This window comes from uncultured Corynebacterium sp., assembly GCF_946998835.1.
Taxonomy (GTDB): domain Bacteria; phylum Actinomycetota; class Actinomycetes; order Mycobacteriales; family Mycobacteriaceae; genus Corynebacterium.
Genome location: NZ_CAMQAZ010000009.1, coordinates 41,035 through 65,556, shown reverse-complemented (window position 1 = coordinate 65,556; position 24,522 = coordinate 41,035). Strand labels below are relative to the sequence as shown.

Annotated in this window: 21 protein-coding genes and 1 pseudogene; 3 read left to right on the top strand and 19 right to left on the bottom strand. The window is 58.1% G+C overall.

Going from position 1 to position 24,522, the window contains the following annotated elements; genetic code table 11:
* Positions 1-322 precede the first annotated feature (322 nt).
* The 16 genes from Q0U90_RS04815 to mraZ all read right to left on the bottom strand — a co-directional run bounded on the left by Q0U90_RS04815 (position 323) and on the right by mraZ (position 19,598).
* A complete protein-coding gene (locus Q0U90_RS04815) occupies positions 323-622 on the bottom strand; it encodes a YggT family protein (RefSeq protein ID WP_297452274.1) in 300 nt (99 codons plus the stop codon).
* A gap of 64 nt (positions 623-686) precedes the next feature.
* Positions 687-1,211, bottom strand: a complete 525-nt coding sequence (gene sepF / locus Q0U90_RS04810) for a cell division protein SepF (RefSeq protein ID WP_297452272.1) — start codon at positions 1,209-1,211, stop codon at positions 687-689.
* Between the two features lie 129 nt (positions 1,212-1,340).
* Entirely contained in the window at positions 1,341-2,060 is a 720-nt protein-coding gene (pgeF, locus tag Q0U90_RS04805) for a peptidoglycan editing factor PgeF (RefSeq protein ID WP_297452270.1), read from the bottom strand.
* Between the two features lie 6 nt (positions 2,061-2,066).
* Complete coding sequence (gene ftsZ, locus Q0U90_RS04800) at positions 2,067-3,386, bottom strand: cell division protein FtsZ (RefSeq protein WP_297452268.1); 1,320 nt, start codon at positions 3,384-3,386, stop codon at positions 2,067-2,069.
* 265 nt (positions 3,387-3,651) lie between these two features.
* Positions 3,652-4,428: an FtsQ-type POTRA domain-containing protein gene (locus Q0U90_RS04795; protein ID WP_297452265.1), complete on the bottom strand. Its 777-nt coding sequence runs from the start codon at positions 4,426-4,428 to the stop codon at positions 3,652-3,654.
* A gap of 4 nt (positions 4,429-4,432) precedes the next feature.
* Positions 4,433-5,926 carry a UDP-N-acetylmuramate--L-alanine ligase gene (gene murC, locus Q0U90_RS04790; RefSeq protein ID WP_297452263.1) on the bottom strand — a complete coding sequence of 498 codons (1,494 nt, stop codon included), beginning with the start codon at positions 5,924-5,926 and terminating at the stop codon, positions 4,433-4,435.
* 13 nt (positions 5,927-5,939) lie between these two features.
* Positions 5,940-7,112: an undecaprenyldiphospho-muramoylpentapeptide beta-N-acetylglucosaminyltransferase gene (gene murG / locus Q0U90_RS04785; RefSeq protein ID WP_297452261.1), complete on the bottom strand. Its 1,173-nt coding sequence runs from the start codon at positions 7,110-7,112 to the stop codon at positions 5,940-5,942.
* A 4-nt stretch (positions 7,113-7,116) separates the two neighbouring features.
* Complete coding sequence (locus Q0U90_RS04780; RefSeq protein WP_297452259.1) at positions 7,117-8,937, bottom strand: putative peptidoglycan glycosyltransferase FtsW; 1,821 nt, start codon at positions 8,935-8,937, stop codon at positions 7,117-7,119.
* Entirely contained in the window at positions 8,930-10,408 is a 1,479-nt protein-coding gene (murD, locus tag Q0U90_RS04775) for a UDP-N-acetylmuramoyl-L-alanine--D-glutamate ligase (protein WP_297452257.1), read from the bottom strand. Before murD ends, Q0U90_RS04780 begins: the two co-directional genes overlap by 8 nt.
* Positions 10,405-11,511 carry a phospho-N-acetylmuramoyl-pentapeptide-transferase gene (gene mraY, locus Q0U90_RS04770; protein ID WP_297452255.1) on the bottom strand — a complete coding sequence of 369 codons (1,107 nt, stop codon included), beginning with the start codon at positions 11,509-11,511 and terminating at the stop codon, positions 10,405-10,407. The genes murD and mraY overlap by 4 nt, the downstream gene beginning before the upstream one ends.
* Positions 11,512-13,038, bottom strand: a complete 1,527-nt coding sequence (gene murF, locus Q0U90_RS04765) for a UDP-N-acetylmuramoyl-tripeptide--D-alanyl-D-alanine ligase (protein ID WP_297452253.1) — start codon at positions 13,036-13,038, stop codon at positions 11,512-11,514.
* A 22-nt stretch (positions 13,039-13,060) separates the two neighbouring features.
* Positions 13,061-14,626, bottom strand: a complete 1,566-nt coding sequence (locus Q0U90_RS04760; RefSeq protein WP_297452251.1) for a UDP-N-acetylmuramoyl-L-alanyl-D-glutamate--2,6-diaminopimelate ligase — start codon at positions 14,624-14,626, stop codon at positions 13,061-13,063.
* A 138-nt stretch (positions 14,627-14,764) separates the two neighbouring features.
* Positions 14,765-16,849 (bottom strand): penicillin-binding protein 2, encoded by a 2,085-nt coding sequence (locus Q0U90_RS04755; RefSeq protein WP_297452249.1) that lies wholly within the window; start codon positions 16,847-16,849, stop codon positions 14,765-14,767.
* A gap of 170 nt (positions 16,850-17,019) precedes the next feature.
* Positions 17,020-17,805, bottom strand: coding sequence for a hypothetical protein (locus Q0U90_RS04750; protein WP_297452247.1), 786 nt, complete (start codon positions 17,803-17,805; stop codon positions 17,020-17,022).
* Positions 17,806-17,861: 56 nt separating this feature from the next.
* Positions 17,862-18,902, bottom strand: coding sequence for a 16S rRNA (cytosine(1402)-N(4))-methyltransferase RsmH (rsmH, locus tag Q0U90_RS04745; RefSeq protein ID WP_297452245.1), 1,041 nt, complete (start codon positions 18,900-18,902; stop codon positions 17,862-17,864).
* 264 nt (positions 18,903-19,166) lie between these two features.
* Entirely contained in the window at positions 19,167-19,598 is a 432-nt protein-coding gene (mraZ, locus tag Q0U90_RS04740; protein ID WP_005510286.1) for a division/cell wall cluster transcriptional repressor MraZ, read from the bottom strand.
* A 777-nt stretch (positions 19,599-20,375) separates the two neighbouring features.
* On the opposite strand from mraZ, the pseudogene Q0U90_RS04735 reads away from it, so the two are divergent.
* A pseudogene (locus tag Q0U90_RS04735) lies at positions 20,376-20,680 on the top strand (IS256 family transposase); the annotation flags it as partial.
* Positions 20,681-20,875: 195 nt separating this feature from the next.
* On the opposite strand, the gene Q0U90_RS04730 reads toward Q0U90_RS04735, so the two are convergent.
* Together Q0U90_RS04730 and Q0U90_RS04725 are read right to left on the bottom strand one after the other, a co-directional pair.
* Positions 20,876-21,319, bottom strand: coding sequence for a DUF3040 domain-containing protein (locus Q0U90_RS04730; RefSeq protein WP_297452235.1), 444 nt, complete (start codon positions 21,317-21,319; stop codon positions 20,876-20,878).
* Positions 21,320-21,551: 232 nt separating this feature from the next.
* Positions 21,552-22,040: an SAV_6107 family HEPN domain-containing protein gene (locus Q0U90_RS04725; protein ID WP_297452233.1), complete on the bottom strand. Its 489-nt coding sequence runs from the start codon at positions 22,038-22,040 to the stop codon at positions 21,552-21,554.
* 212 nt (positions 22,041-22,252) lie between these two features.
* Between Q0U90_RS04725 and Q0U90_RS04720 the strand changes: the two genes are divergently transcribed.
* Both Q0U90_RS04720 and Q0U90_RS04715 read left to right on the top strand, forming a co-directional pair.
* On the top strand, positions 22,253-22,843 hold the full coding sequence (locus tag Q0U90_RS04720; protein ID WP_297452231.1) for a GNAT family N-acetyltransferase: 591 nt from the start codon (positions 22,253-22,255) through the stop codon (positions 22,841-22,843).
* Positions 22,824-23,498, top strand: coding sequence for a DUF3153 domain-containing protein (locus Q0U90_RS04715; RefSeq protein ID WP_297452229.1), 675 nt, complete (start codon positions 22,824-22,826; stop codon positions 23,496-23,498). Before Q0U90_RS04720 ends, Q0U90_RS04715 begins: the two co-directional genes overlap by 20 nt.
* Before the next feature lie 18 nt (positions 23,499-23,516).
* On the opposite strand, the gene metF is transcribed toward Q0U90_RS04715, so the two are convergent.
* A complete protein-coding gene (gene metF, locus Q0U90_RS04710) occupies positions 23,517-24,491 on the bottom strand; it encodes a methylenetetrahydrofolate reductase [NAD(P)H] (protein ID WP_297452307.1) in 975 nt (324 codons plus the stop codon).
* Positions 24,492-24,522: the final 31 nt, after the last annotated feature.

The following is a 24,522-nucleotide window of genomic DNA, read 5'->3' as shown; positions in this document are numbered from 1 at the left end:
ATCCTACCTGCTCTAGTCACAGTCCTCACCCTGATTATTTTGGGTAGGACGCTATTTCTGACCGTTTGACCTAAGTCAGAATTTCAGCAAAACGTTAAACCTCGCCCTTACCCTGCACCTTTAGTCACAGAACTTTACCCCTGACACAACAAAAACCCGTTGGGGATTGCATTCCCCAACGGGTTCTCGTGATTGCCCCCGCTTAACACCCCCGGTAGCGATTCAATGCCCGAGAACATCACATAGAGGACAATCAAAACAACACAGCTCCACCGAATCCCACATAGCGGACACCAAGTGGGCAATCGGCAGTTAGCGCTATTTACGCGACAGCCCCGAGAGCCACCTGCAGCACCATTCGCAGAATCATAAGGATGAAGAACAGCACGAGCACAGACATGTCCACCATCACACTGCCCATTGGCATCGGCGGGATAAGACGGCGCAATAGCTTCACTGGCGGGTCGGTAATAACGAAGATAACCTCACCGACCGAAGAAAACACTGCACCTGGGCGCCAGGAGCGTGAAAATGACTGAATCATTTCAATCACAATGCGCGCCAAAAGCAGATAGGTGAAAAGCTTCAGCAGGATTAGCAGAACTAGCAGTAGTGAAGACACGAGTAAACAGTCTAGCTAATTAATCTGAATACGAAATACTAGCGAGCCCATACGAGCTAACTCGCTAGCCGGACATCCGATCAAACTGGCCCTCGTTCACGTCGCAGCCGTGCGGGTACAGCGTAAACACGGAGCCATCAGCCTTAATTCGACCGCGCAGGCCGAAAACCAGTCCAGCAACAAAGTCAACGTAGCGCTTGGCCTCAGACGGGTCGAGCTCACTTAAGTCAAAGGTGACGATATCTCCGTCGCGGAAGTGGGAACCGATATCCGGGGCCTTGGAGTACTTGTCCTGGAAACCACTTTCCGGCTTGATGAAGACCTGCTCCGGATCCTTGGTTTCAGCCACGGAGTGCAGGTTGCCGTAACGGTAATCGTCTCCTTCGCGGGAATCCATACTCGGTGCCTCACGCGAATCATCCCCGCGCAGCTCGTAGCGGTGACGCTCTGAACGACGCGAGTCAGCGTAGGCATCGTCATAACGCCCCTCATCACGACGGTCAAACTCATCGTAGTGCTCATCATAAGCCGCGTCATCGGTCGGGGTTAGACCGAAGAAGTTTGAAACCCCACGGAAGAAATCAGCCATCTTCTGCTACGTCCTTTTTCGTGTGCGGATGTAAGTCTGTGCTACCCCACAACCTACCGGGTGAGTCAGCGATATCGCATAGACACGCGCAAATTACACGAGCCAAAATTACAACTTTGAAATTTAGCCTTATTCAGGCAGGACCACGATGCCTGCCTGGCGCCCAGTTTTGCCCTCACGCCGATAGGAAAAGTACTGCTCACTATCAATAGTGCAGCTGGGCTCGACATTGACATGCCGCACGCCGAGGTCGTATAGCTGACGCATCAGCCCGGCACGCACGTCAACGCCGGCTGTCCCCTGCTTGGTCTGAGTCTTTGCTCCGGGCAAATGCTTATCGACGTCATCGGCCATCGACTCTGGCACCTCATAGTTTCGACCAGATGCGGCAGCACCCAGCAGCACATGGATGTTTTCGGGCTTGGCTCCGAGTTCAATCATTTTCTCGACAGATTTACGCACGATGCCGTTGCGAGCTCCGGTCCGCCCCGCGTGTACCGCAGCAGCGACACCCGCGTGATCGTCGGAAAGCAAGACGGGAACGCAATCGGCGACAAGAACTACCAGCGCGAGTCCCGGCGTTGTGGTGACGATGGCATCTGTCGCGGCAACGGGCTCCGGGTGAGGTTCGTTGACGACAGTAACCGTATTGGTATGCAGCTGCTCCATATAAACGAAGCGGGCGCGGTCGATTCCCAGAGAATCGGCAAGACGCTGGCGGTTGCGTTCGACTGCGGACGGGTCATCGCCGACATGATCCCCGAGATTGAAGGAATCGTATGGTGGCAGCGAAAACCCGCCGCGCCGATTCGTCAGAATCTTTCGGCTGCGGCGGGATTCTTCAGTCATGAGTTATTAGAAGCCCCACTCCGGAAGGTCGTTGGAGGCCTGGTATCCACCACGACGGTCGTCGCGCTCGTCACGGTCGTCGTAACGATGGGTACCGCGGTAGTTACGGCTGTCCCGTGTACGCGGCGTCGGGTTGTCGGTAAACAGACCACCGTCATTAGGGTTGGTGCGCGGAATAAAGCGGTCGCGGTCCTCGCGCTCGCGTGGCTGGGCAACCGGGCGCTCTTCCTCCTCAAGCGGAGCCGAAACACCGAGGTTGTCACCGCCCGGCAATGCGCTACCCTGGCGCGGTGCCTGCTCAGCAGCCGGACGGTCCTCAGCGGTCTGAGCAGCCGGTCGCGCAGAAGCACCTGCAGCAGGCTTATCCAGCGGATTGCCGTTTCCCTGCTCAAATCCGGTGGCGATCACGGTGACGCGAACTTCATCACCGAGGTTGTCGTCGATGATGGTGCCGAAAATGATGTTGGCATCCGGGTCTGCCTTTTCCTCCACGATGGACGCGGCGGCATTGACTTCCATCAGGCCGAGGTCGGAGCCACCGGCGACGGAAATCAAAACACCCTGCGCGCCATCCATAGTGGACTCCAGCAGCGGGGAGTTAATAGCCTGAGTCGCTGCGTTCATCACGCGGTCATCGCCCCGCGCGGAACCGACCCCCATCAGTGCGGAGCCAGCCTCGGCCATAACCGAGCGAACGTCGGCGAAGTCGACGTTAATCATGCCCGGGATGGTAATCAGGTCAGTAATACCCTGGACACCGTTGTAGAGAATCTCATCAGCAAAGCGGAACGCGTCCATCATGGACAGATCCTGCTCACCAATCTGCAGCAGACGCTGGTTCGGAATGGTGATAAGGGTGTCGCAGACCTCCTTGAGGGTTTCAATACCCTCTGCAGCCTGGCGTGCACGACGCTTGCCCTCGAAATCGAACGGCTTGGTAACAACACCGACCGTCAGAGCACCGGACTTCTTTGCGATGCTCGCTACAACTGGAGCTGCACCAGTACCAGTTCCGCCACCCTCACCGGCGGTAACGAAGACCATATCCGCGCCCTTGAGGGTCTCTTCAATCTCATCCTTGTGGTCTTCCGCGGAAGTGCGACCAACCTCGGGGTTAGCGCCTGCGCCCAGACCACGAGTTGCCTCACGTCCAATGTCGAGCTTGACATCAGCGTCGGAGAACATCAGGGCCTGCGAGTCAGTGTTGACTGCGATAAATTCGACACCCTTCAGCCCCTCCTCGATCATGCGGTTGACAGCATTGACGCCACCGCCGCCGACACCGACGACTTTGATAACGGCGAGGTAGTTATTCGGGGAGGTCATTGCGCGTTTCTCGCCCTTTCCTATAGGTCCTAAATGATTTCATCTAGCCACGTTGCACATGGACTGCACGACAGCAGGTGCGCCACCGGCAGCACAGCCCCCCATGACACCGCACGGAAAGTGCATCATGGCCGAAAAGCTGTTGACCCCATTGTGGTCGAAAACTGCCAATAATTCAGCGACCTTTTAGCGCGTGTCGCTACCTTAAACCTGCACTTGAGGGATAGTGTTTAGCCACAGAAATCACATCAGACACCACGCTTCCCTACTCTCCCTTAGCAGTGGGCAGCCGAGGGTTGGAAACGTTCCACGTCTTCTCGTCACGGCTCAGTACAATCTCCGTCGCGCGTGCCTTTTCCGCCGCATTATCCGACGAACCGAAGTACACCTCATAGCCATCGGTGAGGAAGAGCTTGATTTCTGCCTCTGAAGGCGCACTAATCCGCTCAACTCGGTGCGCAACGGGCTCCGGTAACGCCTTGACGACGTCCAGAACCGCCTTGATAACACGCGACTCGGGGTCAATTTTACCGTCCGCGGGCTCATCCACACGGGGTGCATCGACAACCTCAATCACACCCGGCGGTGGCGGTGCTGTGACAAACTCCTCACCTTTTTCGGAAAACAGGTGCTCTCCATCGGTGGCCCGAATAAATACCACAGGTGCAAATTCCCGAACTGAAATCGTCACACCCTGTGGCCACGAACGACTAATAGTCACACTGTCGACCCACGGCTGTCCAGCCACAGAGCGTGCTGCCGCATTCGTGTTCAAACGAATCAGCTTCTGATTCTCAGTAATACCGCTGGCCTCGACAATCGCGTCCTTATCTCCGTGTACGACACCTTCGACGTCGATATTTTTCACAACCAACCACGGGGAAAACCACACCACTGCTACGACAAGGGCGATAATCGCGACCAGGCCGCCTCCGATAAGCCAGCCACGTCGAGGAACGCGCGCCGAACGCTGACCTCGTAACTCTGGTGCGGCCTGACCTCCATCGTCAGGCTGCTGAAATTGTTTTCGACTGGGTTTCACAGTGTTACGACTCCACCTGTTCGTCGTTGTCTCCGCTGAGCTCGCGCACGATTTCGTCGGCAAGCATTGTCACAGAACCAGCACCGATAGTCAGGATGACATCGTGTGGTTCGACGATTTCACGGACGCGAGCGGGAACACTGGTGAAATGCGGCTCGTACGTCACAGGGATTGTCATTTTCTTAGCAATCAGTGCGCCATCGACTCCCGGCAGCGGTTCCTCTCGGGCACCGAAGACATCGAGCAACACGGCCTTGTCTGCCAGAGACAATGCTGCGGCGAACTCGTCGGCAAAGTTGCGGGTACGCGAATACAGGTGCGGCTGGAACACTGCGATGACCTCACCGCGACCAGCCTCGGTGACAAGTTCCCGAGCCGCACCGAGAACGGCGGAAACCTCAGTCGGGTGATGCGCGTAATCGTCGTAAATACGCGCGCCGACAAACGGCCCCTCGGCAATACTGCCGTGATAGTCGAAACGACGACGCACACCCGTGAACTCACCGAGACCACGGGCCATACGACCCAAATCTGCCCCGACGCAGTCGCCACCGACCATTGCAGCCAGCGCGTTGAGCGCCATGTGACGACCGGGCTGGTGCAATTCAAACGTCACCGAGGTAGCACCGACAGTGGCCTCCACACGGGCACCGCCACCGGCTGGAGTCCAACCGTGCAAAACGGCACCGACTGGTAGCTTCGGGTGCTTTGCCAAGGCCTCTACCCCGCCGTAGGCCAGCACGTTAATGCCACGGTCCACCGCGCGCTCCCCCAATGCGGCTGCGTGCGTGTCTTCAGCGCACACCACCAGGTGGCCGCCGTCCTTAATACGCTCCGCAAATGCGTCGAAGACCGCAGAGTAGGTCTCGTCATCACCGAAGAAGTCCAGATGATCGGGCTCGATGTTGGTGATGACAGCCACTTGCGGCTGGTAAGTCAACAGCGAGGCATCCGACTCATCGGCCTCAGCGACAAAGACATCGCCGCTGCCTTGGTGTGCATTGACACCCGCCTTACTCATCAGACCACCGACGGCAAAAGACGGATCCAAACCGGCGGCTTGTAGAGCAGCCACGGTCATCGACGTTGTCGAGGTCTTTCCGTGGGTACCGGCAATCAGCAGGGCTTTGGAGTCCTGCATCAACAGCGCAAGCACATCGGAGCGCTTTAAAACCGGAATGCCCAGCTCATGCGCACCGGCCAGCTCCGGATTCGTCTTCGGGATAGCAGCGAAGGAAATGACCACTGCCTCTGGCAATTCCCCCTTGCCGGCTAGCTCAAGATTCGCACGGTCGTGGCCAATGGCGATGGTCGCACCCATCGCACGAAGCCCCACCACCGCACGGGATTCCTTGACATCAGAACCCGTCACACGAATACCTCGCGCCAGCAAAATGCGGGCAATACCGGACATACCGGCACCACCAATACCAATCATGTGCACACTTGCGGGCAGCTTTCCTGTCACCGGCTGAAAGTCATCGAAATTAACGTTCATCTCTATGCTCGCTTTACTTCTTAGAGTTCACAGCCCCAGACAGCACCCGACGGGCGATGTTCTCCGCAGCGTTACCGTGTCCGATGTTGGCCAGGGCGCGACGCCCGTCGGCAAGCTTGTCTGGGGACGTGACCAGTGGAATCACGATATCCGAAATCGATGCCACGGTCAGCGACTCATCGGCGATGAGAATACCTCCACCAGCATCGATAACGTCCGTAGCGTTTAGCGCCTGTTCGCCGTTTCCATGTGGCAATGGCACATACACCGCAGGCAACCCGACGGCTGAGACTTCAGCCACCGTCATCGCGCCAGAACGGCACAAAATTAGATCAGCTGCAGAGTACGCCAAATCCATCCGGTCAATGTACGGGACGGCCACATACGGCGCATCCTCACGAACGGACTCAACTTCAACGTGGTTCTTTTTGCCATAGGCGTGCAACACGGACACACCGGCGGTGGCGAGCTCTGCCGCTGCGCCGCTGACGGCCTCATTAATGGAGCGCGCCCCCTGCGAACCGCCGGTGACAAAGAGCACCGGTCCCTCTTGTGGCAGACCAAAGAACTCCCGGGCCTCGGCACGCTTAGCATCGCGGTCCAACTCGGCGAGACTGGAACGTACTGGGTTGCCCACGACTTCGGCCTTCAGGCCGGAACCGGTCACAGCCGCTAAGCCGACACCGCCAAGTGCGACTCCAAGCTTATTGGCCAGCCCCGCGCGAGCATTAGCTTCGTGAACCAGGAATGGAATCTTCTTACCCGCGCGGCATGCCAGATACGCCGGTGCCGACACATAGCCGCCAAAACCGATTACCGCATCAGCATCTACACGTTTGAAAACCTCGCGGGTCTCACGTACGGCACGAGCGACGTTGAACGGCAGTTTGAACAAATCCGCAGTAGGCTTGCGCGGCACCGGCACCGGTGGAATCAATTCCAGCTCGTAGCCTCGTGCCGGCACAAGAGTCGACTCCAACCCACGGTTCGTACCGAGCGCAATCACGCGCGCTTCCGGCTGCAAGCTCAAAATCGCGTCGGCGACGGCCAGCGCGGGTTCGATATGGCCAGCTGTGCCACCACCAGCCACCACTATGGTCGGAGCGGAGCCATCTTTCTTGAGAAAAAGCTCAGACTCCGAGGCGCCTTTCGCCCCAACGGCCGCGCCCAGATTTTTGTCCGCCATGGTGTTATCGATTCCTCCTCCGCGGTACTGAACCGCCATTTCTATTGTTTCGGCCCGGGCGCTGGCGCGAACGCGACTGCCCGCCACGGCCTTCGCTCCGAATCCTACTTCCCCGGCGCGAGCTTGACGACGACCAGGAGTCCTGTGACCACCCAGTCCGCGGTGCACTCTCGGAGAATCCCCGGGTCCGGCCGCTGTCACCACGAGCGGAATAATCGGCCTCACGGCCGCGAACATTGCCAGAGCTACCAGGACGTCCAGCTGCTCGCGCATCACGCTGCGATGAGACACCTCGGCCACTGTGATTACTTGTGCTGCGGCCCCTTCGCTCACCTCGCTCAAATCGCTCACCCCGGTCGCTGCGGTAGCTCTCGCGGACCTGTGTTCGCTCACCTCGTGGAGTTCGCGCTCCGCTGGTTACGACTGGTGGACCAAAACGCTGTGGGTCACGGTGGGCACGCACCTTCGGTGCATGACGACGCGACTCGTCATACGGAACCGGCTCCGGAATCCGCAGGAACCTATCCAATGCCGGGCGCCCAGAAGTCTGCATCGCAGAGACAGCCTCCGACTCGTGGCGGGCACAGGTGGCCAGCAGCCCCATGGAGAACAGAGTGACCATCGCCGATGTACCACCGGCAGAAATCAGCGGCAGCTGCAGACCCGTTACCGGCAGCGCACCGACGACGTAACCGATATTGATGAAGGCCTGCACCACCGTTGCTGTGGTAATTGTGCCTGCGAGTAGACGGAGGAACGGATCGTTCTGGCGGCCGGCGATCCGAAGCCCCACCCAGCCCAGCGCTGCGTAGAGCAAAATCACCATCAGCGCACCGAGGAACCCGGTTTCCTCACCGATGATGGCAAAAATGAAGTCATTCTTTGCCTCCGGCAGGTATCCCCACTTCGCGCTCGACTGACCGAGACCGACACCGGTGAGGGACCCGTCGGCAAGCGAAAGAAAGCCCTGATAAGACTGGTAGGCGTCACCCTGGACATCGCCGAAGTTACCCATCAGCGAGTCGAAGTAAACCCTGATTCGCGCCGAGCGGAAACCAGCAGTAGCGGTGAAAATCACCATGGCCAATGCGGCAGCGCCGAGAAGACCGGTGATGAATATCCTCGGCAGACCTGCAAACCATGCCAGCGCCACGACAACAAACGCCATAGAAGCGACCATGCCGAGGTCGCGCTGCAACATCACCAAAGCCAGCATTAAAAAGCTGACCAGGCCGAAAGCCGCGAACAAATCGCGGTAGGACACTGCAGTGCGCACCTTTTCAGCCAGCAACTTCGACCCCCACAGGGCCAGCGCAATCTTCGCCAGCTCGGAGGGCTGCATGGTGATACCACCGACACTCAACCAGGAGCGGGCACCGGTTTCCTCCAGACCGATACCAATGCCCGGGATAATCACCAGAATCAACAGCACGAAGGATAAAATCAGCGCCGCTGTCGACAACGAGCGAATTAACTCCACCCGCATTCGCAGCACAACCCACATGGAGATAAGTCCGAACACCACCATGACCAACTGGCGGAAGAAGACGGACCACACGCTGCCCGAATCACTACCGGCGCTGGCCATAGATGCCGACAGCACCATGACCAAACCAATCGATGTCAGCAGCGCGACGATAATCATCAGCAAGTGGTAGTCGAACAGTGGGCGCGACTTCCAGTCGTCAAAACGCTCCACCCACGCAGGCCGCTTCCGAGCACTAGAGCTTGACGACGAGGACCGCCGTGAAGTGGCAGCCGTCGCGCCCTTCTGCTCAGTCGCGACGCTAGCGCTTAAATTGCGTGCCTTGCGCGAGTTATCCATCAGTTGATGTCACCTTCTGTGCCCATTGCGCGAACAAATCACCGCGTTCAGCCATTCCGGAATACATATCCAAGCTCGCACCCGCTGGTGCCAACAACACCACATCGCCTGAGCTGGCAAATTCGCTAGCTGCCATGCAGACCTTAGCCATAGCATCGACCTTGTCGGTGTCATCAATGACAACGACCGGCACCGCAGGCACAATTCGGGTCAGCGCGTCGCTTACTAGTTGCCTATCGACGCCCATAATCACGGCAGCCTGCAAACGATGAGCATGCTTCGCCACCAGCGGGTGAATATCCGCGCCCTTCAGTTGACCACCGACAATCCACACAACACGGTCGTGGCCGGACAGTGCGGCGTCGGCAGCGTGCGGGTTCGTTGCCTTCGAGTCATCAATCCATACGACACCGTTCGCCTCGTGGACAATCTGGCCGCGGTGTGCGCGAACCTCAAACGTTTCCAGCGCTGCCGCAATTTGCTCAGGAGGGGTACCAATGCTGCGCGCCATTGCGGTCGCGGCCACAGCGTCGAGTACGCCTGCGCGGCCGGGAGGAGAAATTCCTGCTACTGGAGCGATGACAACCCCCGGACCCGACTCACCATATGCGGCATCGCCGCCACCAAATGCGCGATCGACAATCATGCCGTTTCGAACGCCGACCTGGTTTGCCTCTGGTGAGGCGTCAGTGAACCCGACTACGGAATTACCGAGCTCATCGTTTTTCATCATGTTTTCCACGTGCTCAACGACATCGGCATCATCCGCACCGTAGACAGCGACAGCACCGCGCAGCGCTCGGGTCTTATCCAGCCCGTAATTTTCGTAAGAGCCGTGCCAGTCGATGTGATCTTCCGCCAGGTTCAGCAACACACCCGCATCTGGGCGAATGTTCGGAGCCCAGTGCAGCTGGAAGCTGGACAGCTCTGCAGCCAGAATCTCAATGCGCGGCTCAGCAGTCAGCGCATCGTAGAGCGCCACACCAATGTTGCCTACGGCTGCGCCCTGCTCCCCGAGCATGGCTGCCAACATGGAGGTTGTCGTAGTCTTCCCGTTTGTGCCTGTGACTACCAACCAGGTGCGCTTAGGCCCCCACAGTTGGGCGCAGTCTCCGGCGAAGGCCAATGCAACATCGCCAACAACCGGGACACCGGCCTCAGCGGCAGCGCCAAACAGCGGGCTGGTCGGACGCCATCCCGGGGAGGTCACAATCGCGACCGCGTCGGCAAGCTCATCACGAGCGTCATCGGTCGTGACATGTCGAACCGAAAAGTCCGCGGCGACGAGCGCGCCGAGGGAAGAGTCGTCGACGACGACTACCTCTGGACACCCGATGTCCTTGAGCATTGCAATGGCGCCGCGGCCGGACACCCCGGCTCCTGCCACCAGAACTCGACCAGAGCGCACCGTAGCGACTAAGTCGAGATTTCGGACATCGGTGAGGTTGGTCGGGTCTGGTGAGTTAATCATTGAAATACGCCTACCTGAGAGAGCCAGTCACTGTAGAAGATGGCTGCGCCGATCATGTTGAAAATACCTGCCAGCAGCCAGAAACGGACGACAACAGTTGTCTCCGCCCAACCGCCGTTTTCGAAATGGTGGTGGATGGGCGCCATACGGAACACACGCTTGCCAGTTGTCTGGAAAACTGCGATCTGAATTGCCACGGAGGCAACCTCCATCACGAAGATGAAGCCAATGATAACCATCAGCAGCTCAGTCTTGGTGACAAATGACAGACCCGCTACCAAGCCACCGAGGGCCAGCGAACCGGTATCGCCCATGAAGATCTTTGCCGGAGCCGCGTTCCACCACAGGAAGCCCAGGCAGGCACCCAGACCCGCGACGGAGATGACCGCAACGTCCAGCGGATCGCGCACGTTGTAGCAGCCGCTTCCGAGCGAGGCCTCACACGAGTTACGGAACTGCCAGAAAGAAATCAGCGTGTAGGTTGCCAGCAGCAAGGCAGTCGCGCCTGCGGCCAGCCCGTCGAGGCCATCAGTGAGATTGACCGCGTTCGTCCATGCAGCAATTACAATGAAGACGAATACCAAGAAGACAATCATGCCAAACCACACCGGCCCCGGAGCCAGGTTGAGGAATGAGATGTCACGAATTAGCGACAGGTTAGTCGAGCCCGGGGTCAGGCCGGACGCATCCGGGAACTGCACTAGCAGGACACCGAAAATCAACGCGGCCGCAAGCTGGCCAACGAGCTTCGCAGTCTTGTTCAGCCCCAGGTTACGGCCCTTGGACAACTTGATGAAGTCATCGGCAAAACCCAATGCGCCCATCGACAGGACAAGGAACATCACCAGCAGGCCCGAAGCCGATGGCCCCACGCCGGTCTGGAAATAAGTAATGAGGTGAGAGAGGAAGTAGCCGGCGACAATCGCCACGATGATGGCGATGCCGCCCATGGTCGGGGTACCCCGTTTGCGCAGGTGGCTCTTCGGCCCCTCTTCACGAATCTCCTGGCCAAGGCCTTCAGCGGAGAACTTGCGAATAAGCACTGGTGTCAAAAAGACGCTCACCAGGAATGCAATCGCACCACTGAGAATAAGTTGAATCACTTACTTTTCCTCTCCGCTATCACCATCTGGTTGTGTTCCCACCTTTGCGACCAACGAGTCAGCGACTCGCCACATGCCGTCGGCATAGGAAGCCTTCACCAGGACCACATCGGCCGGACCTACCTCGGTTGCTACCAAATCAGCAGCCGCCGACGTATCCGACACCCTAGAAGTATTTAACCCCAACTCTTCCGCTTTGGCGGCAAGGGCATGCACGTTGGCGCTCTCTCCTACCGCAACGAGTCGATCGATGCCGCGACTCACCAAATATTCACCCAGTGACGAATGTTCATCCTCAGCAGAGTCACCAAGCTCACCCATCTGCCCCAACACCGCCCACGACGATGCGTCCTTGTGGGTTGGACCAGCCGCAGTGCGCGCAAGTGCATCGATACCGGCACGCATCGAGTCCGGGTTGGCGTTATACGAGTCGTTGATCACCACAATGTTGCCTGTGAGCTGCTGGACGTCCATGCGGCGCTCCGATGCTGCCACATGCTCGGCCATCGCCGTGGCAACCTGCTCAGCATCAATGCCAGATTCAATCGCCACCGCGATGGCTGCCAGAGCATTAGCTACCTGGTGCGCACCGTAGACCTGTAGCTGAATCGGGAATGTACGCCCATCCGGCACATGCAAATCAAAAGATGCCCGCGCAAAATCATCGAGCTGCACATTGGTTGCACGGTAATCCGCGGTCGCATGACGGTTGGAGCGTTCATCGGCAGAGAAAAACACGACCTTCGCCTGAGTACGTGGCGCCATGCCAGTGACATAGTCGTCGTCTGCGTTGAGAACTGCTACTCCGCCCTGTTCAGCGGCTGGCAAAGCTTCCACGAGTTCGCCCTTGGCCTGCGCAATCGCTTCGCGTGAGCCAAACTCTCCCAGGTGCGCCGAGCCCACGTTGAGCACAGCACCAATTGTCGGCGGTGCAATGCGCGCCAGGTGAGCCACATGCCCAATTCCACGGGCGCTCATCTCCGCGACCAAATACTTCGTCTCCGGCGTGCACTGCAGCACCGTGTACGGATGCCCAATTTCGTTATTGAACGATCCCTTCGGCGCCACCGTCGGACCGTCGGTACGCAGCAACGTCGCCATCATGTCCTTTGTCGAAGTCTTACCCGCCGAACCAGTCACGCCAACGACGTGCAGCTGATCCTTCTTCAGCTCGTCGACGACATAGCGCGCCAATCTTCCGAGCGCCTCCAGCACCGCCGCCCCAGATCCGTCAGGGTCATGCGCAAACGCGTCAGCGTTGGAGTCCTGCTTGCCAAGGGGCTTTACGACGACCGCAGGTTGCCCAACATCTCGTGCTGCCAGTGCCAATGTTGCACCAGCGGCCACAGCCTGCTCGATGAAGTCGTGGCCGTCGACACGCGCGCCCGGCAGGGCGAGGAAGAGCGAGCCTTCGCGAATCTTTCGGGAGTCGAATTCCGCAGGCTGAGTCACCATGGCATCAGCGTCCACATGGGCGAGTTCACCTCCCACGATGCGAGCGATTTCCGCAGCGGTCAGGGCAATCATGATGTTTTACAGTCCTTGCTAGTTAGAGTTCCAGACGCTTCGCGAGCGTCTCGGCCAGCTGTTCACGGTCGTCGAATGGATAAATCACGCCACCAACATCTTGGCCGGTTTCGTGCCCCTTGCCGGCCACCACAATGCTGTCTCCGCTGTGCGCAAGCTCCACGACACGCCGGATTGCTTGGCCGCGATCTCCAATTTCCTCCACGACGGTGTCCGAAGCGGCCTTGCCACTGGCAATGGCTTGTCTTGCACCCTCTACCACGGCGGCACGGATATCCGCTGGCACCTCGGAGCGTGGGTTGTCATCGGTGATGATGACGACATCGGCGCCACAGGCTGCCTCGGCGCCCATGATTGGACGCTTGGCGCTATCTCGGTCGCCGCCAGCGCCAACAACAACCAGTACGCGGCCTTCTGTCTGTGCCCGCAGCGTGGCTAAAACTTCAGCTACGGCGGCCGGCTTGTGCGCGTAATCTACGACGGCCAGGAAGTCCTGCCCGCGGTCGATGCGTTCCATGCGGCCTGGCACACGCACCTGTGCCAGGCCGTTCTTCGCATCGTCATTGGCGTACCCAATTACGTCGAGCACAGCCCAAGCGACCGAGGCATTGGCAACGTTGAATGCGCCCGGCAGAGGAACTTCCACCTCTACTGTGTCCATGTTATTTCGCGTCAGCGCAACATGCTGTACCCCATTGGGCGCGACTGTGGCAGCCGCGGCGTGCCAATCGGTGCTCACGTCGGCGGTCGGTACCTTTTCGGTAACACGGTGTTGGGTGTGCACAGTTGTGACCTGAACTTCCGGGGCACCGGCTGCAATATCGGCCATGCGGACTCCCCAGTCGTCGTCAATGCACACCACAGCCTGCGGAGCGTGAGTTGGCCCAGCTGGGTCGAAAAGCTTGGCCTTGGCCTGGAAGTACTCTTCCAGGGTCTTATGGAAGTCCAGGTGATCCTGCGACAGGTTGAGGAAGCAGCCGACATCGAAGTTGACTCCATCGACGCGCCCCAGTGACAGGGCGTGGGAGGAGACCTCCATGACAACGTGAGTTACGCCTTCGGCGAGCATCTCATGGAACAGGCGCTGAAGTGCTGGGGCCTCCGGGGTCGTCAGGCTCGACGGAACCTTGCGCCCGTTAATACGAGTACCGGTAGTTCCGATGATGCCGGTAGAGCACCCGGCTGCCAGCAACGCACCTTCCAACATGTAGGTCGTAGTGGTCTTGCCGGAGGTGCCAGTAACTCCAATGACAGTCAGCGAATCCGACGGGTGCCCGTAGATTTCTGCAGCAACATGGCCCATGACCGCACGGACATCGTCGACAACCACGATTGGGCGTGTCTCCCCCGCTTCCCGCAGGATTTTCAGCCCTTCGTCATCGGTCAGGATTGCTGTGGCAGGTGACTGCTCGGCGTAGCGCGCGCCGTGTGTGCGAGTCCCCGGCACAGCCGCGAACATTCCGCCTTCGGGTACGTCGGCGGCATTGAGTTCGATTGCAGCAATCTCAGTGGTCTCAGCCTCTGAGTTTGTGATGCCGTCGAGTCGGCCGTGTGCGAGGTTACACAATTTCGCAAGGGTGGCGGTCATTGGCTGTTCCCTCTTTCAAGTCAGTCGTTGGTGTACAACAAGTTCGAAAATTTCATTACATTCACTCGGTAGAAACCAAGTTAATAAAAGTCTGCGTGTTAGTGCTGCTGCTATCGCTTCATCGTGGTGGTGACCTCGTTACGGTTGCAGCAGCAAAATACCCTCGCGGGGTGGCGATGGGGGCACGTTGTACCGGTTGAGGGCCCAGGCTGCAATGTCCTTGAACAATGGGGCCGCCGACTGACCGCCTTCGCCATGCACACCGCGCTCGGGCTCATCGAGCATGATGCCGATCACAAAACGGGGGTCGTCAGCAGGCGCAATGCCAGCGAAGGTGATGTGGTACTTAGAGTTCGAGTATGCCCCGGTCTCGGGGTCAACCTTTTGCGCGGTACCGGTCTTGCCTGTAAGCGAATACCCTTCAATACTGCTACCGGCCGCAGTACCTGACTGACGGCCTTCCGAATCGGACTGCATGACGCTTTCGAACATGGCGCGTACCGTACGCGCAGTCTCAGGACTGATGACGTGCACCGGGTCAGGGCGCTGCGTTGCGGTCTTGGTTCCGTCCGGGGAAATGGTAGAGCGGACAATGCGTGGCGGGATACGTTCACCGTCATTGGCAATGGTCTGGTAAATACCCGTCATTTGCAGCAGAGTCATCGCCATGCCCTGACCAATCGGCAGGTTGGCGAAGGTACCACCGGACCACTGCGGACGCTGGGGAACCAGACCGGAGGACTCGCTGGGCAGTTCAATACCTGTGGACTGTCCCAGTCCGAAGAGGTGCAACATCTCAGCGAAACGATCCTGCCCCAAACGCTCTGCCAGCATCAGGGTGCCGACGTTGGAAGACTTGCCGAATACACCGGTCGTCGTAAAAGCTTCGGTGTCGTGCTCCCACGCATCGCGCACGGTGACACCCGCCATATCAATACTGCCCGGAATCTGCAGAACCTCATCCGGCGTTGTCTTGCCATCTTCGATAGCGGTTGCAGCAGTAATGATCTTTGCCACAGAACCCGGTTCAAATGGGTTCGATACAGCGGAGTTGCCGATAGTGCGGCCCTCGTCGAGCTCAGCTCCCATATCCTTGTTCGGGTTAGCCGTATCCGCCTGAGCCATCGCCAGTACTTCGCCAGTCTTCGCATCGAGCACAACCGCCGACGCATCTGCTGCGCCCGAATTGGCCTTGGCCTGATTGACCTGCTGCTGGACGAAGTACTGCATGTCGAGGTCCAGAGTCAGTTCATACGTAGTGCCGTCAACGGCCGGGTGCACATCGCGGGTCGAACCGGGGATTGCCACACCATTAGAGGCAATGTCGATGGTCTTGCCACCGTTAATGCCCTGCAATGTGGCATCGCGTGAGGCCTCAAAACCGAACTGGCCGACACCATCCATGCCAATCTTGCCGATGACATTAGCCGCCGTCGCCCCGTTCGGATACTGGCGGATATCCTGTCGCTCCGCCACCAACTCCGGGTACTTCTCCACAATTGCCGCGGCTTTGTCCGGGTCGACATTCCGCACGAGCACCTCGTAGGTGCTGTCTTCGTTGCGCAGTTTCTCCAGGATGTCCTTCGAGCTCACGCGTGACGGCGCGCTCATCACCGAGCTCTCCTCGGTTTCTGGTTCCGCTTGACGACGGCGGCTGCTCCCCGACTTTTCAGCGTCAATGTCCTTCACACCGAGCATCTTGGGCAGGTCCTTGGAAATCTGCTTGAGCCGCTCGTCATATTCTGCGACATCGTCTGGACGCTGTCTGTGGGCATCACCGATCCACTTGCGCAGAGTGTTTGGGTGAACCGTGATACTGCGTGCTTCCATGGTGAAGGCGAGTTGCGCTCCGTTACGGTCGAGAATTGCGCCGCGCCGAGCGGCGTCAACGACTTCCACTGTGCGCTGATTCTGTGCCGCCGCTGACAGGTTCGGACCGGCAATAAGCTGTACCCACGCCAGACGAGATACTAGAACCACAACAGCGATTGCACCTATAAACTGCAGCCAATTGCGCCGCCGAATGAAGTCCTTATTACTAATGCGCATCTTCTCGCGCGGCGGCAGGCTTCGATTGGTTTTTGCTTCAGGGCTACGGCTGCGCTGACCATCTCGACCACGCCTGCTGTCGGCCCTGCGCTCACTGGCTGTAATTCGGTAAGCACGTTCGCCGAAGTCATACCCCCCTCCACGGTTGGGGTAGTCGTCTCCAGATCGAATCATGCGCTAGTGCTTTCTACTAAGTCGATTCTCCGGCGCGCGATAATGTTAGGCGATATCTCCTGCCATCGCGACAGCTGAATGTATTAGTCTACCGTCGCTTGGCAGGAAACAGTGGACCCGCCAGACTACCGAGCAGTTAACCAGTTCGACTCTACTTTCTATCTAAGCTCTTATGGTGCCGGTACCGGCGCCTCAGGTGCAGGTCCCTCAGGTGCTGGCCCTTCAGGTGCAGGCGCTTCCGGAGCCGGAGCGGGGGCTGGTGCCGGAGCCGGGGCGTGCTGCTGCGGCGCGTACGGAGCAGTCGCCGGCAGACCATTCGGGCGCGGGTGCGCCTCCTCTATGGCAGGCGCTTGCATGCCCGGAACATTCTCCGTGTCCTTCGGGTTCGACGATGGTGCATGCGGATTAGTCGGCGACTCACCATTGAGGTCGATAATCTTCTGCTGCTTCTCATCTCCCGGTCGCACTTCCACGACCTTGCCCTCTGGGTCGGTGGTCAGAACCGCAGGCTGCTCGGGGTTTACCATCCCCTCTTCGACCGCACGCTGCGCGATAGCGCCAGTGGACTTCATGTAGGCCACGTCGCGCTCGAGGACCTCGAGCTGGTTTCGCAGCTCCTTTTCCTTCGTTTGCGCAGCGTCCAATTGCAACGATGTCGAAGTCGAAATACCCGACAGGAACATCGCCATCACGATTCCCGCGACGACGAGAAAGACCATCAGAGCCGCACCGACAAATTTGTGGTTATCCCCCGAGGACGTCGTGACGCGTCGCCCGCGTACCGAGATGACCTGCTGAGACCCTGTGCGGCCAAACCGGCGGCGCTGATACAGATCTTTTTCCGTACGGGTGCTACGACCGCGCTGACGAGTCCTTACTCGAGCACCGGCGGCAGTTGCAGATGAGCCGCGGGAGGTGCGCCGAGTCGGGGCGTGCTCCGTGATTGTCGTTGCCATGCTCGAAAATTCTCCCAGTACTTAGAGTGTGAACGGTGCGGTTGGAATGGTTGGGGTCAATCAGCTCGAATTCGCTCAATACAGCGAACTCTCACCGGTGCGGCTCGGGGATTGTCTTCGATTTCGCTTACCGACGCCTTCTCCGCCCCTCGCGTAATGAGAGCGAAGTGCGGTTCATGTCCCGGAAGCTCCATCGGAAGCCCTGGCGGGGTTGTCGACTTCACTCGCTCTGCAAAGTCCTTCTTGACGATGCGGTCTTCCAGGCTTTGGTAACTCATGAACACTGCACGCCCACCAACCGCGAGCGCGTCGCAGACCTGAGGCAGTACATTTTCCAGCGCCTCGAGCTCACGGTTGACCTCGATACGCAGTGCCTGGAACGTACGTTTGGCCGGGTGCCCGCCCTTGCGTCGCGATGCCGCCGGGATGGTTTCGTACAGCAGCTCAACCAGGCGCCCCGAAGTGGTAAATGGCTCCTTTTCGCGCTCACGCAGAATCGCCGAGGCGATCTTGCCGGCAAAGCGCTCGTCGCCGTAGGTAGACAGGATGCGCGCGATATCACCGTGGGAGTAAGTATTGAGCACATCCGCGGCGGTAATACCCTGGCTCGCATCCATGCGCATATCCAGCGGGGCGTCCACACGGTACGCGAACCCACGGTTGACCTGGTCGAGCTGCATGGAGGAAACACCGAGGTCAAACAATGCCCCCGCAATGCCCTTTTCAGCTGCTCGGCCAACAATGTCCTGCGCAGCATTTCCACCAGTGGCTGCGGGAACCTCGCCGCTGAGCGCTTCGGAAAGCGAATCGAAACGCACACGGAAGCCGGCAAAGCGATTACCGAAGCGTGCGAGCCGCTCTTCTGCCCCCCGCAACGCGTTGTCATCGCGATCAAGTCCAATGACACAAAGGTTTGGGAACTGCTCCAGCAGATACTCCGTGTGGCCACCTGCACCAAGAGTGCCGTCGACGACCACGGCATCGTCGGCAAGCGCCTCAATGCCCGGGCGTAGCAAATCAGTTACCCGATGAAGCAGAACGGGGACATGACCAAACTCGCCGGACTTGCGATCGACCGCAGGTGCCGATTCGTTCATTTCCCCCTCCTTACCGGGTGTGTTTGCTCTGGCCAGAGAAACTATTGAATGTTTTGCTCCGATTTGCTTGACGACGTACACCGCGCCAGCAACCAGACTGCACCGCAAGCGCACTACCGGGAATGCTGCCATTGCTGCTTAAAACCAAAAAGCGGGGATGCTCACAGGACCCCGCCCGACAGAACCTGGTATCGGGGAAGTACACCAGGGGCTATCAGGCAGAGTCCATGCGGACATTCCCTCTTTTCCGTTATTCCAAGCGGTTTATAAAACACCGAACAGCGAGTCATCCTCACCTTCGGAGAAATCTGCTTCATGCTCCGCCTGGTAGGCCTCCCAGGACTCTTTGTCCCAGATCTCCAGAAAGTCAATTGAACCGATAACCACGCACTCTTTGGAAAGATTCGCGTACCGACGATGATCCATCGACAACGTAATTCGACCTGAACCATCGGGGCGCTGCTCATCGGTGCTTGCGGCAAGATTTCGAATGAAAGCTCGCGCCTTGGCATTCGTGCGAGAGGCCTTGGTAGCCCGCTGAGCCAATTTGACGAACTCCTCTTTCGGATACACCGCCAGAGAATGATCCTGCCCCTTAGTGACCATCAGGCCACCAGCGAGGTCCTCACGGAACTTCGCCGGCAACGTCAGGCGCCCCTTGTCATCAAGCTTCGGAGTGTAGGTGCCCAGAAACATGCGTCACTGGCCTCCTATCCCCGTGTCAACCACAATGTCGACGCACAAACGCTTGCCGTGCGGTGAGATTTAGGCATTCCCTTCAAGCGAAGCCAGTAGGCCACGCTTGTCGATGGTGCCGAAATCTCGCCAAACCTTAAGCGCAAATCGGATATTCACTTCTGCAATGTTGACCAACCTCAATCAACATCACGCCCCACTTTACCCCACTATCCCCCACTATCAACAGTGGATGGAGAAAAACTGACGCGATGCCAGAGATATAATCCCATTTCCACTTTCTATTTACCCCATCTGACGTGGCCTTTTAAGAAAACACTGCCAGGAGTAAAGCATCACAAAAAAGTGGGGCACGCACCCGCGCCCCTTCAGGGCGCCGCATCACGCTAGCCCCATCAGCAACATTAGTCACATAAAATAGTGCGCATCACCGCCCCAACATCAAGGTGGGGCGAAGTGGGAACCCTCGGTGGGGCGAAGTGGGAATCCTCGGTGGGGCGAAGGGGTGGCATTCACACATCGATGAGCTATAGCCTGGCCACAAGTGAATAGCTCATCGAAATGAGCGCAGGCAGAACCAACACCGCGCGCATAAGTGCCGGAAAACCATCGACAAGTCGGGCAGACAAATCGGGTTAAGTAAAGAAAAGTGTGTCCGCATTCCACCATAACCCCAGACCACACCCCATAAACCACCAAATAATAGCTCCCCGAAAGCTATTGCCCACCACAACTCCGGCCACATTTGCGCTAACCGCACACCGGTTGGATTAAAGGATGACCACCAACCGTCCCAGCTGCCCACTATGCGGCCAGCCAACAAATAAAAACGACACCAATAGCAAATCAACCACCCGCTGGCGCTGCACCCACTGCGGACACTCCTTTACCCGCAGCACCCAAACACACAACAAAAACACCGCCACCATGGCCTGGTTCATCCAATGGGCTACCGGCACTCAATCTCTAACCACCTTCGCCGCACACCATGGTGCAACAAGGCAAACCATGCACCACCGATTCCGACGAGGCTGGTGGATCATCCCCACACCCACATCGACACCTACCGCATCAACGCACAGTAATGGATTGGTGGCTGTATCTACATACAGAAAAGTCCCTGACAATCCGGTCACGATCGCCAGGGACCAACGATGGGGTCAAGACACGCTTTTCTTTACTTAACACAAAAGTGGCGACAAGCCACTTCTGACTTGTCCCCACTTATCGATTCCGAGCTTCTCAATCCTGAGGCTTTACCCGCTACCGGGCCTTCCCTAACGCCCCTCAAAGCGGCCACGGAAACGCGACTCCAACGTGGAGTCGCCAGAGGAACCACGGCCACCCGATACGCCACGACGCCCCTTGGCCGATCCGGGCTTGGCTTTACCAAAGCTAAGGCCCTGAGAGGAATTCCCCTTCCCCTGCTTGCCGGCACCGGTCAGCGCCCAAACACCGGCACCAAACATAAGGCCAAAACCGGCAACCGATAGCACAATAAACCAAGCACTCACGGAGAACAGAGCGACGCCGCCAATCAGCATCAGCAGACCGAGGAGCATGAGCGCGATTACCTGAATGGAAAAACCACGGGGTGCGCCTTTTTCCTCCGGAAAGCTGAATGCATTTCCGGCCATCGTCGAACTAAATTTAGGATCCTCAGCGTAGAGTGCAGACTCGATTTCATCGAGCATCCGCTGTTCGTGCTCAGATAGTCCCACAATTCCTCCATCGCCTACTTTGAGCATTACCCGCCGCGATACCGACGGGCCTCGACCCCAAACTAACAGTGCCGATACAACAAAGTTAATCACAGGCCACCTGCTGCTAACGCGGCGTCCGTTAGCTTCATTCTTACCCCTTTAACGGGCGACTCCCCCTCTATTGTTCCATGAATTCGACCAATCCCCCATTTATTCAGGAAAGTAACTTTCCGCTACAACCCCACTCCTCCTACGCAACTGCTGGCAAAACGCCCAATTCTGCTCGGACAACTTCCACAAACTCACAGCTGAGCTCCCACAACTCCTGCGCCCAACGCCGATCAATACGACGCGCAATACCCAACCGAACCTCTTCACGTAACGCAGTAAACTGCTCAAACTTGGCCACCCAGCAGGCAAACTCAGGCTGCTCCTTTTTCAAACGCAACCATGCACTCTGTGGCGCCAAACGGCGACGCCTAACCGTCGAGTTCGAGCGCGCACCCGAGTTACCGCCAGTGCCTCCAACCGCCGGCAGGTCACCCCGATTCAATAGCGCACCGGCACAGCGCAGCGCTGCAAGATAGGAAAGCTCCAGCATCTCATCAGAGTCCGCCCCCTGAGCATTCACCAGCAGAGCCTCAGCCCGCCCCAGAAGCTCCAAGGACTGCTTTGAGACACCAACCGGCGCAACCGAACCCGACTGAGAAATCGCCCTAAACTCAACTACGTTCGACATTGCCACCGCACTGCCCTCCTATTCGTATCAGCATTCACATGAGCGCGTATTTCCTTTCCCCTTGCGGGGTCGACTGTAATTTATCCCCAACCCCGGATTGCCCTACCCCACATCTTCGAACGCATGTTCGATTTAACTTTAGTGTCGTAATCCCCTCAACCAATTTCGACTAAGTAGCTAATCTGGTCACTGTGAAATACAGCGTGGTTCCGATGACAGCAGGAGACTTCAACCTCCGCCTGCACGAAGCAGTGGCACTCTACATCACCGCGATGAAATACAACCCCGCAATCTTGCCGGGCCGTATCCATGAATGGCAGAAACAAACCACGCAGCCGGGGTTCATGGCTGTCGCCGCCATCGCCCACCCGGAAGGACTCTCCCCCACTCAAGCCCTCCAGGACCCCCGCTATCCATTAGTGGGAATCGGTTACTGCCGAACGGGTTTGGAGATACATTGGTGGTATCGACAGGTCAGGGATGGCTTACTCATGGAGGGCCGGTCACTTCCGGACGTCGTCAAGCTCTTGCGAAACTACGCCGAGCTTTCCGAGATTCACATTCACCCTAGTTTTCAGGGAAAAGGAATCGGCAAAAAGCTACTACGCGAGTTAATAGACTCACGGCCAGAAGCCCGGGTGCTGTTGTCTACTCCGGAGTACCCAAACGAAGCGAATAGGGCATGGCGGCTCTACCGTCAATTTGGATTCAAAGATGTTTTAAGGAACTTTTATTTCACAGGGGATTCCCGCCCCTTTGCAGTTCTAGGAGTAGATGTACCCCGTGACACCATCACCGAGTGACCCCCTATCGACGCCTCCGCGGCATCCGAGCCTGCGCATCGCCGCAGCGCTCGCCGGGATAGCTGCCATCTTTCCGCTCAGCGGCTGCTTTGACGCACAGGCGGGCATTACCATCACCGGAGACGATAGGATTTCGGGAACAATTCACGTCACTCCGGAGGCGAGGGTCCGCTCCCAGTTTGAACAATGGCAAACGCCTGAAGATCTCGCTGGCCGCGTCTCACGGGAAGTCATCGACCCCTCCACCGGCAAGGTGGAAATCACCTTCGACAGGCTGCACTTCATCGAACTCACCGACACACTCCGCCAGCTTTCCGACGATCGCATCGACATCGACCTGGACCGCACCGGCGGCGGCAAGGTGTCGATGAACGGCCACATGGATTTGACCCACCTGCCCGGCGCGAAGGTTGACTTCGTAGTTGCGTTCCCAGAACAAGTTACTGATTCGAATGGCCGACAAACGGAACCCAACAGGGTGGAGTGGCAACTCGCCAGTGGCGAAGACCACACGGTGTGGGCATCATCGCCCGCGGGCTCCACCAAGCGGAACCAATTCCTGTTGTTTGCCGGTGTGAGCACAGCGGCTGGTGTCTTGGCCTCTGCGCTAGGAATCCTGTGGGCGCGGCGCATCCGCGATATGCAGGACTTTTAGCTGTTAAAAACCTCGCTGTTAAAAACCACCGCGCAGCATATCCTGACCAGTACCCCATGCGGGAGCCATGCCGAGGTTATGCAAAACCTCCTGGGATGCGCGGGCGAAGTTCATGGTCATAAAGTGCAGACCCGGTACGCCCTCGGAGATGAGTCGCTCTGCCATATTGGTCGAGAACTCGATACCAATCTTGCGGATTTCGTCCTTGTTGGCTTGTTCATCACCATCTGCCGCCTTGATTAGGCGTTCCTCCAAATCGGATGGCAACTGTGCGCCGGAGAGCTCAACCTGCCTGCGTACTGAGCGCAGCGACGTAATTGGCATCAGTCCCGGGATGATGGGCTTGGCACCATGTACAGGATCGGCTTCGACTAAGCGATCCCGAAGGCGCAGGTAGTGCTCAATGTCGAAGAACATCTGTGTAATCGAGTACTCAGCACCGGCGCGTAGTTTAGCCAGCGTGTACTGCGTGTCATGGTCCAGGTCCGGCGAGCGGTAATGGCCCTCTGGGAAAGAGGCAATACCGATTTCGAACTTCTCGAACTCCGGCTCGGCCTTAATCAGCTCAATCAGCTCACTGGCGTAGTGCAGACCTCCTTCGGTCTCTACCCAGGGCCCCAGCGGATCTCCTGGTGGGTCACCACGCAGAACGAGGAGATTCGTCAACCCTGCGTCAAGGTAGGAGCGCAAAATTTCCCGCAGCTCATCAACGGTGTGTTCCACCAATGTCAGGTGCACAAGTGTCGTGAGCGGCTGCTTGGAAACGCGCTCGGCGATGCGCAGAGTGCGATCGCGGCTAGAACCACCAGCGCCATAGGTCACCGATGCAAAGGAGGCTCCAAGATCGTGGAAAGCCTCAGCGGCACGGAGGAGTCGTTCCTCCGCCGCGTCGTCACGCGGCGGCATAAATTCAACTGAGAAGGGAATACTGCCCGCGCTCGGCATGGAAAGAGCCTGGCGGATTGTCACTTGACGGCCTGGCGACAGTGGCATTGTTGAGGACATAGTCACTCATACTAAGCGG

What these genes read in the sequence shown, in the direction of transcription:
- metF (WP_297452307.1), bottom strand. Translation starts at nt 24,491, where the DNA reads ATGCCACTGTCGCCAGGCCGTCAAGTGACAATCCGCCAGGCTCTTTCC.
- Q0U90_RS04725 (WP_297452233.1), bottom strand. Translation starts at nt 22,040, where the DNA reads ATGTCGAACGTAGTTGAGTTTAGGGCGATTTCTCAGTCGGGTTCGGTT.
- murF (WP_297452253.1), bottom strand. Translation starts at nt 13,038, where the DNA reads ATGATTGCCCTGACCGCTGCGGAAATCGCTCGCATCGTGGGAGGTGAA.
- murD (WP_297452257.1), bottom strand. Translation starts at nt 10,408, where the DNA reads ATGATTAACTCACCAGACCCGACCAACCTCACCGATGTCCGAAATCTC.
- Q0U90_RS04760 (WP_297452251.1), bottom strand. Translation starts at nt 14,626, where the DNA reads ATGACCGCCACCCTTGCGAAATTGTGTAACCTCGCACACGGCCGACTC.
- murG (WP_297452261.1), bottom strand. Translation starts at nt 7,112, where the DNA reads ATGGCGGACAAAAATCTGGGCGCGGCCGTTGGGGCGAAAGGCGCCTCG.
- Q0U90_RS04755 (WP_297452249.1), bottom strand. Translation starts at nt 16,849, where the DNA reads ATGATTCGATCTGGAGACGACTACCCCAACCGTGGAGGGGGGTATGAC.
- ftsZ (WP_297452268.1), bottom strand. Translation starts at nt 3,386, where the DNA reads ATGACCTCCCCGAATAACTACCTCGCCGTTATCAAAGTCGTCGGTGTC.
- Q0U90_RS04720 (WP_297452231.1), top strand. Translation starts at nt 22,253, where the DNA reads ATGACAGCAGGAGACTTCAACCTCCGCCTGCACGAAGCAGTGGCACTC.
- murC (WP_297452263.1), bottom strand. Translation starts at nt 5,926, where the DNA reads ATGAACGTTAATTTCGATGACTTTCAGCCGGTGACAGGAAAGCTGCCC.
- Q0U90_RS04750 (WP_297452247.1), bottom strand. Translation starts at nt 17,805, where the DNA reads ATGGCAACGACAATCACGGAGCACGCCCCGACTCGGCGCACCTCCCGC.
- mraZ (WP_005510286.1), bottom strand. Translation starts at nt 19,598, where the DNA reads ATGTTTCTGGGCACCTACACTCCGAAGCTTGATGACAAGGGGCGCCTG.
- sepF (WP_297452272.1), bottom strand. Translation starts at nt 1,211, where the DNA reads ATGGCTGATTTCTTCCGTGGGGTTTCAAACTTCTTCGGTCTAACCCCG.
- pgeF (WP_297452270.1), bottom strand. Translation starts at nt 2,060, where the DNA reads ATGACTGAAGAATCCCGCCGCAGCCGAAAGATTCTGACGAATCGGCGC.
- Q0U90_RS04780 (WP_297452259.1), bottom strand. Translation starts at nt 8,937, where the DNA reads ATGGATAACTCGCGCAAGGCACGCAATTTAAGCGCTAGCGTCGCGACT.
- rsmH (WP_297452245.1), bottom strand. Translation starts at nt 18,902, where the DNA reads ATGAACGAATCGGCACCTGCGGTCGATCGCAAGTCCGGCGAGTTTGGT.